The following is a 13,659-nucleotide window of genomic DNA, read 5'->3' as shown; positions in this document are numbered from 1 at the left end:
TTATTCATCTTAAAATGCAATTATATATTTTTATAAAAAAAATGCATACCCCCGATGCACGTGTGAACGTGATTGACAGCGATGAACTTAATGAACATGAATCAAAAGAACCGGTTGAAGAAACTGCGAATGATGAAACCGCTGTAGATGAGCTGAAGAATTTTCCCGTTATTTTTTCCGTACACAAAGCCGTCGAAATATGGTATACTGGTTTTACGGATCGCATCCGTGTGTACGATAAAGGGGCGTTGCAATATGGATATAAAAATCATCACTGTCAGCAGGCAGTTCGGTTCGGGCGGTCGCATCATCGCAAAAGATGTCGCGGATAAACTCGGCTGGAAATTTTACGATCGGGAAATCATAGAAAAGATTGCGGAAAAGAGCGGGCTTGCAAAGGAGTTTATCGAAGAGCGGGGCGAATACGCATCCGCAGGACAAAACCTCGTGTACAGCGCACCGGCGGGTTTCGGCGGATTTTCTACGGGGCAGTCGGTGTTCGATAAACTGTATGTGATGCAGTACAATATCATCCGTGAAATTGCGGAAGAAGGACCGTGCGTCATTGTCGGGCGTTGCGCCGATTACGTGCTGCGCGACAGAACGGACTGCTTCCATGTTTTCATCTACGCGGATATGGATTTTCGCATCGCGCGCGCAGGGGGCATCTATAAAGTCGATGCGCCGAATGTGGAACGCTATCTGCTCGACCGTGACAAAAAGCGGAAACTTTATTACAAATACAATACCGACCGCGTTTGGGGCGAAGTAAAGAATTACGACTTGTGTCTCAAAAGCAGTGCGATCGGACTGGACACGTGCGCTGCGATGATCTGTGATGCGGCGCAGCACAAAACCGTCGGCCCCGTGCGAAGGTCGATTGCGTCTGCGGAAAAGGCGATGACGGCAGCTGCAAAAAAAATCGCAACGGGTTTGAAAAAATCGCCGGCGGCAACCGCCACCAAAAATATCGCGGACGATATAAAAGCGGCGGCTCCGAAGGCTGCAAAAAAAATCGCGGAAGAAGTCAAAAAGACCGCTCCTGAAGCCGTGCATAAAATCACTGCGGAAGTAAAAAAATCGTCGGCGGTTGCCGGAAAGACGGTTGCCGCCGCTGCAAAAAAGATTGCGGCAAACGTAAAAAAATCCGCACCGAAAGCGGAAAAAGAGGCAGCCGAAGCTGCGAAAAAAATCGCGTCGGGTGTAAAAAAAGCGGTATCGTCACGCACGGCAAAGGCGAAAAAAAAGACCGACTGAAAGCGCCGCTTGAACAGCGCAAGGATGCTGCAAACAATGCAGCAATATGAAAACGAGGAAATACCGCGGTGAACGAAAAAGGCGATGCGTTGCAAAAATTCGACGTTCCGAAATATATAAGATATTTGAGCGTGATTTACATTGCGGTAAGTATCGCGTCGGGAACGATATCGTTGATTGTAAAAATATTGGAAGAAGGGCGTGCGACGCTCGATCAGCTTTCGTATGTAACGATGATGCTGCGCAATACGGTTGAAGGTTTTATCTTTTGGGGAGTCGGCCGGGTATTTGCAAAATTCACGGAAAAAAATAAATGAAATTTAAAAATTATTTAAAGCTGGGTGCGATTTATTATTTTTTGTCCGGCGTCGTCACCGTCGTTTTTTTCGTTTTATATAGTATCGGACTTCCTGGCTGGATGCGCTCATATACGGCATATATGGGATCGGCACGCGGCACAACCGTATCGCCCGTGTTGTATTTTATAGCGCACTTCATGGGCACTTTCCAATATTTTGTAAAACTGTTTATCGTTACGCTGATCGCTTTTTTTATTTTTAATAATTTTAAAATCGTGTACGGAGCCGTAAAAAAGCTGTTGAGATAATCAACAACCCCGACGTGGTATGTGAGATAACCGTCCGCACGAATAACGAGGACGGCAAAGGTACAATGCATTTTTCTCAAGTTTAGGAGCATTATGATATATACGGCATCTTATTCGTCGCCGCTCGGCGATATGCTCTTGGCGCAAAAGGACGGAGCGCTCGTCGGGCTGTGGTTCGAAGGGCAAAAATATTACGGCGCGGCGATTTCGGAGGCGGTGCCGAAAGACGATGATAAAACATCGGTCAAAGTAAAACGTTGGCTCGATCGATATTTTGCGGGACAAAAACCGGATGCGGCGGAACTCGCGCTCGCTCCGGCAGGAAGCGATTTTCGGCAGGCGGTGTGGGCCGTTCTCCGAGAGATTCCGTACGGCAAAACGATTTCCTACGGCGCCATCGCCCGAACGCTTGCAAAACGCAAAGGGTTTGAACAGGTATCGGCACGCGCGGTCGGAGGAGCGGTTGCGCATAATCCCGTTTCCGTAATCATTCCGTGTCACAGAGTCGTCGGATCGGACGGAAATCTGACCGGGTATGCCGGCGGCATCGATAAAAAAATAAAACTTCTTGAGCTGGAAGGTGTCGATATGGCGATGTTTAAAGATGTCCGACGCGCTTCCAAGGGAGCAGTATGAAACAAAACGACAGAAGACGATATGCGTTTTTAAGAGGATCAATTTCGAGTTTTCTAAAACTCGAAATTTTCCATCCGTTTCGTTCACCTACTGAGTGGCGAGTTTTGAAGATAAATAAAACGATGCAGAGGCGAGGTTCCGGCCGTGTGCCGTTTCGAGCGTTAAGCTTACGGAAGCCAGCCTTAAAAGCTCGACCGCGGCTAAGCGGACGGGTTCTCGCCGAAAGCAGACCTTTGTTTCGACAGTATTTTCAAAACTCGACATTCGTTTTAATAATTATTAATTTCATGTTTGCCGCGGCCGCTTTTTGCAGCGACAATTCATCCTGTACCGTACACGATATACCGCCGCGTTACCGCGAAGAAATGCGCGCGTTTATTAAAAAAATATCAGCCTATGCAAAGGCGCAAAATCCGCACTTTGTTGTCATTCCGCAAAACGGGCAGACGGTCGCGTGGGACAGCGATGTCCCAACCGACGAAAACGGCGTGCCGCTTACGGAAGCCGATGCTTCGTACATGGATGCGATCGACGGATGCGGCCGCGAAGATACGTTTTACGGCGAAAGGAGAGCGGGCAAAGCGACATCTTCGAGGGCGTCCGCATATTTTGTCGGTACGTGCAAAAAATTTTCGGAAAAAGGTAAGACCGTCTTTTCGATCGATTACTGTTCTTCCCGAGCCGCGATCGCCGACTCGTACGCGAAAAACGCCGCGGCGGGCTTTATCGGTTTTGCCGCGCCCGACAGAAATCTCGCCCTTATCCCGGAACAAAGCGGATACGGGCGAGAATATTATCCGTACCGCAAAAATCGAAACGACGTGACGAAACTTTCCGACGCGAAAAATTTTTTATTTTTGCTCGGCATGTCTTCAGGCGACGCGGACGGAAGTGCGCTCATCGAAAAAATACGGGCGACGGATTACGACGCCGTGATCATGGACGCCTTTATAGACGGTGGCGATGTGCCGTTTTCCCGTGCGGCTGTCGAATCAATTAAGAAAAAAGCTTCCGGAGGAGCGCGCTTTGTCATCGCATATATGAGTATCGGCGAAGCGGAAGACTATCGCCGGTATTGGGATGAGCGCTGGGTACACGGAAAAAAATTGACAAAAAATGCGCCCGCGTGGCTCGATAAATTGAATCCCGATTGGAAAGGAAATTATAAAGTGCGATACTGGAATGAAGATTGGCAAAATATCATCTGCGGCGGCAAGGATTCGTATATTCAAAAAATTATCGATGCGGGATTCGACGGCGTTTACCTCGACATCGTCGATGCATACGAATATTTCGAAGAGCGGTAAACCGCATCTTACAAGGAGTTGTCTACGGATATCGAAATCGAAAAGCGCATCGTTGCGCTCGAAACGAAACTTGCCTACCTCGAAGATTTTGTAAATCAGCTGCAGGGCGTTTCCGTCGTTCACACGAAATCGATCGACGGGATTACGGCGCAGTGCAAAGCGATGTCGGAAAAACTGCGCGAATTGGCAGATGAGGCGGAAGAAATTCCCAACCGCATACCGCCGCATTATTAATTAATAATTATGGAAAAGCCGAGCACACAATACAAGCGCGAACATAAAATCGATTTCGGACGCGAGCGAATCGATGTCCTCTATGAAGACGCATACATCGTTGTCATACATAAACCGTCGGGCATGCTTTCCGTTCCGTATCCGGGCAGCAAAGCTCGGACGGCGCTCGACGTGCTCTGCCGCATCATGAGGAGCAGGGGCACGTATTCGCAGCGGCATCGTCCCTTCGTCGTACACCGCCTCGACCGCGACACGTCCGGCGTCATGCTCTTTGCGCTGAGCGAGCAGGTACAGCGCTCGCTTATGCGTTCCTGGCAAAAAGTCGTCAGTAAGCGGATATATCGCGCCGTTGCCGAAAATCCGAAAGGGCCTGCGCTTCCCGATTCCGGCGTCATCGACGCGCCTCTTGCGTACAACGCGTACAATATCGGCTTCGTTCCGAAAGCGGACGATAAGCCTTCCGACAAAGCGTACCGGATAAAACGATTCGATAAAAATAAAACGACTTATACGAAGCATTTGGATTTTTCCGGCGGAAAGGCGAAGTTTAAAACGGTCGAAGCGCGTACCCGTTATCGCATCGTAGAGCGGGGGCAGACGCACACGCTTTTCGAGCTCGACCTCGATACCGGCAAAAAAAATCAAATACGCGCGCACCTCGCGTCGAAAGGCTATCCGATTGCGGGAGATGAAACGCACCGCGCTCGTACCGATCCGTTTTGCCGCCTTGCGCTTCACGCGCGTACTATCGAATTCGTCCATCCCGCAACGCACAAAACCGTACGCTTCGAAGTTCCCGAACCCGAAGCTTGGCTCGAATATGTCCGGCGCGGCGATAAAAAGCCTGAGCTTCCGGTATGGCGGAAGAAAAGAGAAATGCGCGGTAAGCCGGCTTTGCCGCGCGATTTTGCCGCTTCGCAAAAGAGCGGCAAGAGCAGTATAGTGTATGAAAAAAATAATAATTAATTTTTTTATCATCTCGATTTTTGTATCGCTTTCGCTCAGTGCCGCAGACGGTGTCATGTGGGGCGAAAAAGATATCCGCGTCGTAAAGACGCAGTGGTTCGATATCATCTATGCTCCGGATTCCGCCCGAAGCGCCGAACATCTCGCGCATCATGCGGATGCGATATACGAAGACGTATGCGCGTATCTTGAAACCGAGCAATGGAAGCGTTTTCCCGTCGTCATAACGCCTGCACAGGACGAATTCAACGCATACTATTCGCCTGCGTGTTACGACACGATCGTCATGTACGATACGCCGGTGACGAAAAAGATCGCCGTCGCATCGGACGATTTTTTGTCGACGTTCCGACACGAGCTCACGCACGCCGTTTCGTACAATATGAAAAATGCGTTTTGGCGCGGAGTCGGCGCGGTCTTCGGCGACGTCGTAAATCCCGCATACCTGTTTATCACGCGGTCACGGACCGAAGGCGTTGCCGTCGCATCGGAAAGTGCCGGCGGCGAAGGACGGTTAAACGATCCGTACAGCGCGCAAACGGTACGGCAGGCAAAAATCGAAGGCGCTTTTCCGTCGCATGCCGATATCTACGGTTCGCGCGACATATATCCGTACGATACGAATTATCATTTCGGTGCGGCGTTTGAAAATTGGATTCAAAAAACGTACGGCATGAAAAACTACGCGCGGTTTTTATACAAGTGCGTCAACTTTCAAACGGTACACGCATCCGCCGCGTTCAAATCGGTGTACGGAATTTCCGTCAAAGAAGCGTGGAAACATTTTTACGATTCGATCGCCGTGCCCGCTTCCGCCGCGCAGTATCCCGACCCGCTTGTCAAAGGTGCGTGCAAGGATTATTTTTCCGGTACGGATAAACGCTCGAAAGAAAACGCGCGCGCCTCACGATATACGTCGCTCGTTTCGTGCAGTGCGGGATTCGGCTTTACCGACGACGCAACCGGAAGTTTTTATTTTTCAAAGTGGGATGCCGAACGAAGATGCTGCGATCGCGCAAAAAAAATATGTACCGTCAAAAATCTGCGGCACACATCTCTTTCGACTGACGGCGAATATGCGGCCTTCAGCGTGATGAGCGAAAGGCATGCCGTTCCGAAAAGCGAAGTGCATATCTTTAATATGAAAAACCGCTCGCGCTATACGATGAGCGAAACGGGTCTGCGCGATGCAGCCGTCGTTTTATGGAACGGCGCATATTATCTCGCGGCGATAAAGACGAAGTCGCAGCAAAGCACGCTCACTGTCTACAAACTCGACAAAAGCGCGGACGGCAAAGTGCGCGGCGCTTCGCTTATCGCATCCCGTCCCCTCGCTCGAGGAGATGTCGCATTTACGCCGAAGGACGCAGGCGGCGGCGAAATCGTATACGTATGCAAAAGCGGTATGCACCGGTCGATTCGATTGTATTCGATTGCGGACGGTACGGAGAAGGTATACGATGCACCGTACGATCGCATGGTTATCGGCGACGTCTCGCTTGCAAACACGGGTAACGCTGAAAAAGTATTTACGTTTTCGTGGGCGGCCGAAGATACGATGCCGCGCTTCGGAAAATTAATAATTAATAATTTTGATGACGGCCGAGCAGATTCCGCTTCGATGCTTTTGCAGACGGGCGATGTGTCCGGCGGCGTATACGATCCCGTTATGCTCCAAAACGGCAGTATCGCATATACGGGGCATTTTTTTCGTGACAATCGCCTTTTGACTGCGGAAAGCGACAGTATGACGATGCGGGAAATCGCACTCGAAGCAAAACGCGAAAGAGTTGAAAAGTCCGCTGCAGACAAAGCCGCTCCGCACACACAGGACATGCAAGCAACAGAAGCTGCAAACGGCAAAGCGCGATCGGCGGAAGCTGCCGACAATGTGCGAAGCGGAGAGCAGGCGGCCGGCAATCGAGACGTGCAAGCGATTTTTACCCGCTCGAAAAAATACAATCCGTTTGATTATTATAAACGCGGCATCTTTTTGCCGGTCGGCATCGCATCGACATACGCGCAGAACACCGGCGGCAATATCACCGGCAGAATTTTACCGCTCGGTTTCACTTATGCGTCCAATAATCCGTGGTCGTCGAAAATCGCAATCGTGAGCGGCGGCTACAGTATTCTTTCAAACAGCGGAGCGATCGAAACGCGCTTCCAAAGCGGAACGGCGACTTCGCTTTTCAAATATTCGTTCAGCAATCAAATCGAATTCGACCGTCGCGGATTTAAGCAGACGGCTCACACGGTGAATCTTTCATCGGCGATTCCCGTCGGAAACCTATCTCGCCTCACTTTCGAAAACACTGCAAATATATTGTTCGGGAGGCAAAGCCGCACGGAATTTTCGAAGAACGGCACATCGCTTTTCGGCGCGCTCGAAGATGACGACGCTTCGCCGATGTTTGTCGCAATTAATAAATTATCCGTCGGCTATTCGAATATTCATAAAACCGGTGCGGGCGTATACGAGAAAGCGGGCTTTGCCGCAGGCGCATCATATATTGCCGAATACGAATCCGAGCAGGGAACGCCTTTTTCACAGGATAACGTATATCAAAACATTTCCGTCAACGCCGCTCTGCGTTCGCCGCGTCTTTTGCCGTATGCGTGCCGCTGTGATTATACGTATAATTTTCCGTTTGCGCTCGGCACACAGCTTTTTCCGAACAGATCGACTTTTATTAAAAATAGTGTCGAGTTTATTTTGTTTGCAGGCGAAGTACAAAAAGCGATCCCGCTTTTCTACGTAAACCGCTGGGCACTGCGTGCATCGTATACCGGTCGTTTCGATTATACGGGCGGCACATCGTGGGATTTTTTTGATACGCCGCATCTTGTACGGAATCTTTTTTCAGGCGAAATGCGTTATTGCGATTCGGCCGTGCTGTCCGCGTCGCTGTCCTTTACACCCAACTTCGGCGCCGCAGCAACGCCGCTTTTGACATCGACCCTGCGCGCGGGTTTGCGTTATGTCATCCGTGAAACTAAAAAGCAAAATTATTTTGCATTCGAATTCGGCTGGAATCTTGCTTATTAAACGAATAAGGGCGCGGGGAAAAGAAACCGTCGGTGTCGTTTCCCCGCAAACCTCTGCATGTTCTTTTATTGTCCATAAAATTCAACAGTCGAACAAAATATCAATTTTGGAGACTGTTGAATTAGTGCGCGCAAGCGCACATGTATATCCGCGAGTTTTCCGAAGGGAAACTCGAAGTTAAATTGAACGGCGCTATTTCAGACGTTCAATTTAAACCTTCGATCTTTTTAAACACGAGCGACGTGTTCACGCCGCCGAACGCGAAATTGTTCGACATAACACAGTCGCACGAGATTTCACGCCCCGCACCTTTGATATAGTCGAGCGGCGCGCATTCTGGATCGTCGTTTGTAAGATTGCAGTTCGGATGGAACCAGCCTTCGTTCATCATATTGATCGTAAGCCACGCTTCAACGCAGCCGCACGCGCCGAGCGTATGACCGATAAAGCTCTTCGTCGAAGAGATCGGCACTGCGCGCTTGAATACCGAATACACAGCCTGCGATTCCGATATGTCGCCGTGACTCGTCGCCGTGCCGTGCGCGTTGATATAAGCGATTTTGCTTTCGTCGATACCCGCGTCTTTGAGCGCCATCGAAAGCGCAAGCGCCTGCGTCGCAGCGTTCGGGCTTGTGATGTGCGTGCCGTCCGCATTCGTCGCAAAGCCCGCAACTTCCGCATACATTTTCGCACCGCGCTTTACGGCGTGTTCCATATCTTCCAAAATCAGCGTACCCGCTCCTTCGCCGATAACAAGACCGTCTCTGTCTTTGTCAAAGGGTTTCGGTGTCGCTTCGGGAGTTTTATTGAGGATGCTCGTAGCGCCGAGCGTATCGAAAATCGCAGCGTCGGGAGGCGAAAGCTCTTCCGCACCGCCTGCGATCATGATCTCCGCTTTGCCGTCTTCGATCGCTTCGTATGCATAGCCGATCGCCTGGCTTCCCGACGTACACGCGGTATCGGTTACGATGATGCGACCGCGAATTTGATAATAGACGCTCAAATTGCACGCGTTCGTCTGCGGCATTGCTTTGATATAGGTTTGCGAATCGAGCTTCGACGTGTCGCCCGTTTTCATCATGTCGGCGATATCCATGATCGCGTCCATGCTTCCCATACACGTACCGTACGAAATGCCGGTGCGGCCGCTTTTCAATTCATCGATGACGTCTCCGTCGTCTTTTAACAATCCCGCTATTTTGAGCGCGTCTTCGGTCGACACGAGCGAAAGCAGCGCGACGCGTCCCATACCGCGGATCTTTTTCCTCGGGTATGACGGAAGCGCTTCTTCATACGGGCACGCAAGGCGCGTGTTCATCTTTTCGTAGCGTTCCCAATCGCTCATATATTTGATGCAGTTTTTGCCGGACTGCAGTTTTGCAAAAGCCGTCTGCCAGTCACGGCCGAGAGCGGTCAGCATACCGCCGCCGGTTACGACGACCCGCCGCTTTCCGTTCGGTTTTGTATACGTCATAGTTAACCTCGCTTGTAATATCAAGCCGCGTTTTCCCTGCGGCGCGATATTATTAATTAATAATTAATGGATGCCGCCGTCGACGGCGATCACTTGCCGCGTGATATACGATGCGCTCTCCGACAGCAAAAACACCGCGAGAGAGGCGACTTCTTCGGGCTTTCCCGCCCTCGCCATCGGAATGGTCTGCATGATGATTTTTTTCGCTTCTTCGTTGATCGCGGCCGTCATATCCGTTTCGATAACGCCGGGAGCGATCGTGTTTACGGTAATGTGGCGGCTCGCAAGTTCGACCGCGAGCGCTTTTGCCGCTCCGATGATCCCCGCCTTCGACGCGCTGTAATTCGTCTGTCCGCGGTTTCCCATGATGCCGCTCACCGACGACACGGCGATGATGCGCCCCTTCTTTTTGCGAGCCATCGGCATGACAAGAGGCTGAATCACATTGAAAAAGCTGTCGAGATTCGTGCGGATCACCGCGTCCCAATCCTCTCCGGTCAATCCGACGAAAGTGTTGTCCCGCGTGATGCCCGCATTGCTCACGACGCCCCACAGCGCTCCGTGTTTTTCAGTGAGCGCATCGAGCTTCGCCTTGCAGTCCGCTCTGTCGGCGACGTTGAACTGTACGAGCTCGCCTTCTCCGCCGGAAGCCGTAATCAGCGAAAGGGTTTCTTCCGCTTTTTCTTTTCCGCGATTGTAGTGGCAAATAACATAGTAGCCGGCTTTCGCCGCTTCAACTGCGATCGCGCGGCCGATGCCGCCCGACGCTCCGGTAACGATTATTTTTTTCGCTTCATCCGCCATAAAAACTCCTGATACGATTTTACCGCACTGCGTGCGGTAAATCGTTTATCGGTTATTCGTCTTTAAACAAATTCATAATATCTTCCGTTTCCATAACGGTGATCGTCGATGAAACGGCAGGCTCCCCGTCCGACGCCGATGCAAAAAGTTCGCAGTTATAGCTGTACGTCATTTCGGCGCGGTAGTCTTCTTTTATCTTCATCACGATCGTCGTGCCGCTTTTTAGATACGGAACGGCCGCTTTGAATTTGCTGACGCTTAAAATAAAACCGGGACGAGGATAACGGCCGAGCGCTTTATTCGTGATGCCCGTCAGCGCCGAAATGCCCTGCGCCATAAATTCGAAGCCTGCCCACGTCGGCACGCCGTCGGATGCGGCTTCGTAAAAGATGCACTCCGGCGTAATATCGTATTCGCTCGTAATCGTATGCGCTTCCGTGTCGTGCTGCGTTACGCGGCTGAGCAAAAACATCTTTCCCTTGTGCGGCAAGAGATCGATCAGCACGTCGCGCTCGATGCGCTGCGGCAAATTTTCACGTATCGTTTCGCTTTCCATAGTTCTCCTGTTTTTCTATCCGTACACGCGTACGCGATTACACCACTCCGCCGCGAGCGCCCATCAGAACGCGCGGGCATTATGCAAACGCAATGACATCGCACTGCACCGAGCGCGATCGCAGTTCACCGGACACGATCACGTCAGACCCAACACCAGGCTCGCATTCGCACCGCCGAACGCAAAGGAATTCGACATACAGATTTTTACACGCCCGGTCCGCTTTGCACCGACGGCGCCCGCAATATTCAAAAGCGGCAGATCCGGGTCGTGTTCGCCGTCCCACACGTGCTTGGGCAGTGCGATATCGTCTCCGGTTTTTTCCGCGTTTTGAACCAATGCAGTATAGCATATTGCAGCTTCCAATGCACCCGCCGCACCGAGCGTATGCCCCGTAAGCGGTTTCGTAGAACCGACGGAAACGGAGTGATCGTCAAACACTTCGGCGACGGCTTTCGCTTCCATCGCGTCGTTGAATTTCGTACCCGTTCCGTGCAGATTGATATAATCGATCTGACCGGGCATGAGTTTCGCACGGGCGAGCGCCGCTTTCATTGCACGCGCGGCTCCCGCACCCGAAGGATCGGGGGACGTCATGTGATAGGCGTCCGCGCTTTCTCCCCAGCCGAAAAGCCGCACAAGTGCCCCGTCTTTCGGAGCATCCCTCGTCATAACGAAAAATGCCGCCCCTTCTCCGAGCGTGATGCCTTTCCGGTTTGCGCTGAGCGGATTCGTTATGTCCGGCGAAACGGCTTCGAGCGAATCGAAACCGAGAAGCACCGTATCGGATGCGACATCGACACCGCCTGCGATCACCGCGTCCGCAAGTCCGCTTTTTAACAATTCCGCAGCTTTGATGATCGCGCCGGCGCTCGACGAACACGCAGTGCTGAACGCGAGCGAGGGTCCGCGTATGCCGTACTTTTCCGACACGTAAGTCGCCGCGTAATCCGCGCCCTGCACTTCAAGCGTATACCCTGCGGGAAAAGTGCCGTCCTTGAGGAAAGCCGCGTGAGCGGGAAACGAAAGTTCCGTACCGTTGTCGCACGAGCCGACACAGACGGCGACGCGAGAAGCGCCGTACGCCGAAAGCGCGCCCAATATTTCCCTCTCGATTTGTACGAGCGCCGCATCTTCGAGGCGGATGCTTCGCATATCGAAGCGTGCCGCCGTTTTGCGCAAGACCCCGTCGTCCGCCCGCCCGACAAAAAATTCTTTGCCGGAAAGAGCGCGTACTTTTTTTATGCCCGATCGATCGCCTGCGACACACGAGCGCCACAATTCATCGACCGAAGAACCCGCCGCACACACGACGCCGGGCTTTGAAAGATACACCGGATCCGTCACAAGGCCTCCGTGAGATGATATTCATAGCCGCGGAGATGGTTGATGATGCTCACCGAAGAAGATGTAATCGATATCTCTTCGATGCATTTTTTGCCGTTCATAATCCTGCGCAATTCCATGCCGTCGTCCTTCGTAACGGTAAAATCAAGCCTCGCACGGCGCAGCGACCGTGCGACCGCATCCGCATCGTAATAGGCGAATTGAATATCCGCGACGATATACTGCGCTTTGAGAGAGGCCGGCAGCACCGCCGACGCAAGCGAAAGTTCATTGCCCGTATACGTGAGCGTACCCATATCCGAACCGAAATCATTCAGCAGATTGATAAAAATACCGCCCTCGTTCGCCTGTATAAACGCCTGCATATAAAAGGATGAAGTGCCGAAACTCGCGGTAAACATATACAGAGCGTCGATCGGCGAGGCCACATCTTTGGGCGGAAGCAGATCGACGACGCGCGCATTCGTCACGTGCACCGGATAGCGCATAGGGCGTCCTTTTACCGCAGCGCAGGAAACGAAGATCGCAAGCAGCAATAGCGCGGACGCGAGGCGCAGCGTATTTTTGAAAACGAGCGCATGAGATTTTCCGACTGTGCGCATTTTTTGCGTAATCATGCGCTCATTGTAAATTGTATGGCGCGCTTTGTCAAACTCGCAGGAGGGAAGCTGCGGGAGGAAGGAAGCAAGGCGCAACGGCGGGACGGAAGATAGGGCACAGTCAAAAGGCGGGGAAAATTATCGCCGTGCGGAGGTACGCTTATAAGCGTTCCTTAAAAGCGACGCGCTATTTCAGCGGCTTGTAATGCGATTTGCCGTTCTTCTTCCCGTTGTACGGCTATGTCCACATCGTAATCATATTCGGCCATGAGCATATTCATCACCGCTCATTCTGAAAGATTTTCAACTTCTTCAGCAGAAAGGCCGGTCATTCGCGTAATAAAATCAAGTTTGCAATGTGCCTGCTTCATCAATTTTGCCGTTTCAAGCTTCGCTAGATACGAGCCTTCGGAAAGACCTTCCTGAAGTGCGATTTCTCTTTCTTCTTCCCTCTGTACGGCGATGTCCACGTCGTAATCGTATTCGGCAATTAACATATTCACCACCTCCCGACTTTTCCGCTGTAAGTATTCCCGTAAGACGTCGTTTTGTATACACTCTTTGATCGCATTCTGGAAGCCGTTTTCGCTGTCAAGTTTCGTATGTCTCCGTACGGCGTCTATGAACAGCGTGTACTCTTTCAGCGGTTTACAGGCACTCAGCAATTTACTGCTTTTATTATAATTGATATTCATTACGCTGACAACGAGATGCTATGTTTTTAATTACCGGCAGAAGTGGTAGTCTTATCCGACGGGATAAGGGAGCAGACAGCAGGTTGCCCTAGAACGTGAGGAAATCTTGAATACAGAGGAACCTCGGC

Annotated in this window: 14 protein-coding genes and 1 pseudogene; 8 read left to right on the top strand and 7 right to left on the bottom strand. The window is 51.4% G+C overall.

The window, feature by feature from the left end; all coding sequences use genetic code 11:
- Positions 1-14 precede the first annotated feature (14 nt).
- From JSQ97_RS09385 to JSQ97_RS09375, 3 genes are all read left to right on the top strand, one after another.
- Positions 15-332: a hypothetical protein gene (locus JSQ97_RS09385; protein WP_205075817.1), complete on the top strand. Its 318-nt coding sequence runs from the start codon at positions 15-17 to the stop codon at positions 330-332.
- Entirely contained in the window at positions 256-1,257 is a 1,002-nt protein-coding gene (locus JSQ97_RS09380; RefSeq protein WP_205075816.1) for a cytidylate kinase-like family protein, read from the top strand. Before JSQ97_RS09385 ends, JSQ97_RS09380 begins: the two co-directional genes overlap by 77 nt.
- Positions 1,258-1,325: 68 nt before the next feature.
- Positions 1,326-1,574: a hypothetical protein gene (locus tag JSQ97_RS09375; protein WP_370590051.1), complete on the top strand. Its 249-nt coding sequence runs from the start codon at positions 1,326-1,328 to the stop codon at positions 1,572-1,574.
- A 34-nt stretch (positions 1,575-1,608) separates the two neighbouring features.
- On the opposite strand, the gene JSQ97_RS09370 is transcribed toward JSQ97_RS09375, so the two are convergent.
- Positions 1,609-1,935, bottom strand: a complete 327-nt coding sequence (locus JSQ97_RS09370) for a hypothetical protein (RefSeq protein WP_205075815.1) — start codon at positions 1,933-1,935, stop codon at positions 1,609-1,611.
- A gap of 22 nt (positions 1,936-1,957) precedes the next feature.
- Here JSQ97_RS09370 and JSQ97_RS09365 point away from each other — a divergent pair, with 22 nt between their 5' ends.
- The 5 genes from JSQ97_RS09365 (at position 1,958) to JSQ97_RS09345 (ending at position 8,056) form a co-directional block, all read left to right on the top strand.
- Positions 1,958-2,500, top strand: coding sequence for a methylated-DNA--[protein]-cysteine S-methyltransferase (locus JSQ97_RS09365; protein WP_205075814.1), 543 nt, complete (start codon positions 1,958-1,960; stop codon positions 2,498-2,500).
- Positions 2,501-2,787: 287 nt separating this feature from the next.
- The gene (locus JSQ97_RS09360) at positions 2,788-3,807 is read left to right on the top strand and encodes an endo alpha-1,4 polygalactosaminidase (RefSeq protein WP_205075813.1); all 1,020 of its coding nucleotides are present in this window, start codon (positions 2,788-2,790) and stop codon (positions 3,805-3,807) included.
- Positions 3,808-3,825: 18 nt separating this feature from the next.
- Complete coding sequence (locus JSQ97_RS09355) at positions 3,826-4,041, top strand: SlyX family protein (protein WP_205075812.1); 216 nt, start codon at positions 3,826-3,828, stop codon at positions 4,039-4,041.
- Between the two features lie 9 nt (positions 4,042-4,050).
- Entirely contained in the window at positions 4,051-5,007 is a 957-nt protein-coding gene (locus JSQ97_RS09350) for an RluA family pseudouridine synthase (protein WP_205075811.1), read from the top strand.
- On the top strand, positions 4,988-8,056 hold the full coding sequence (locus JSQ97_RS09345; RefSeq protein ID WP_205075810.1) for a hypothetical protein: 3,069 nt from the start codon (positions 4,988-4,990) through the stop codon (positions 8,054-8,056). The genes JSQ97_RS09350 and JSQ97_RS09345 overlap by 20 nt, the downstream gene beginning before the upstream one ends.
- A gap of 205 nt (positions 8,057-8,261) precedes the next feature.
- Here JSQ97_RS09345 and JSQ97_RS09340 read toward each other — a convergent pair whose 3' ends face one another.
- From JSQ97_RS09340 to JSQ97_RS09315, 6 genes and pseudogenes are all read right to left on the bottom strand, one after another.
- A complete protein-coding gene (locus tag JSQ97_RS09340) occupies positions 8,262-9,530 on the bottom strand; it encodes a beta-ketoacyl-ACP synthase (protein ID WP_205075809.1) in 1,269 nt (422 codons plus the stop codon).
- A gap of 63 nt (positions 9,531-9,593) precedes the next feature.
- Positions 9,594-10,334, bottom strand: coding sequence for a 3-oxoacyl-ACP reductase FabG (gene fabG, locus JSQ97_RS09335; protein ID WP_205075808.1), 741 nt, complete (start codon positions 10,332-10,334; stop codon positions 9,594-9,596).
- Positions 10,335-10,386: 52 nt separating this feature from the next.
- Positions 10,387-10,890, bottom strand: coding sequence for a hotdog family protein (locus JSQ97_RS09330; protein WP_205075807.1), 504 nt, complete (start codon positions 10,888-10,890; stop codon positions 10,387-10,389).
- 138 nt (positions 10,891-11,028) lie between these two features.
- Positions 11,029-12,237, bottom strand: coding sequence for a beta-ketoacyl synthase N-terminal-like domain-containing protein (locus JSQ97_RS09325; protein ID WP_205075806.1), 1,209 nt, complete (start codon positions 12,235-12,237; stop codon positions 11,029-11,031).
- Positions 12,234-12,854, bottom strand: coding sequence for a DUF3261 domain-containing protein (locus JSQ97_RS09320; RefSeq protein WP_205075805.1), 621 nt, complete (start codon positions 12,852-12,854; stop codon positions 12,234-12,236). Before JSQ97_RS09320 ends, JSQ97_RS09325 begins: the two co-directional genes overlap by 4 nt.
- Before the next feature lie 269 nt (positions 12,855-13,123).
- Positions 13,124-13,546 (bottom strand): annotated as a pseudogene (locus tag JSQ97_RS09315) (hypothetical protein); the annotation flags it as partial.
- Positions 13,547-13,659 lie beyond the last annotated feature (113 nt).

It is taken from the genome of Treponema sp. Marseille-Q4523, from assembly GCF_016901105.1.
In the GTDB taxonomy this organism is placed as follows: Bacteria; Spirochaetota; Spirochaetia; order Treponematales; family Treponemataceae; genus Treponema_D.
The sequence above is the reverse complement of the archived record's forward strand: the minus strand, read 5'-3'. Positions and strand labels throughout refer to the sequence as shown.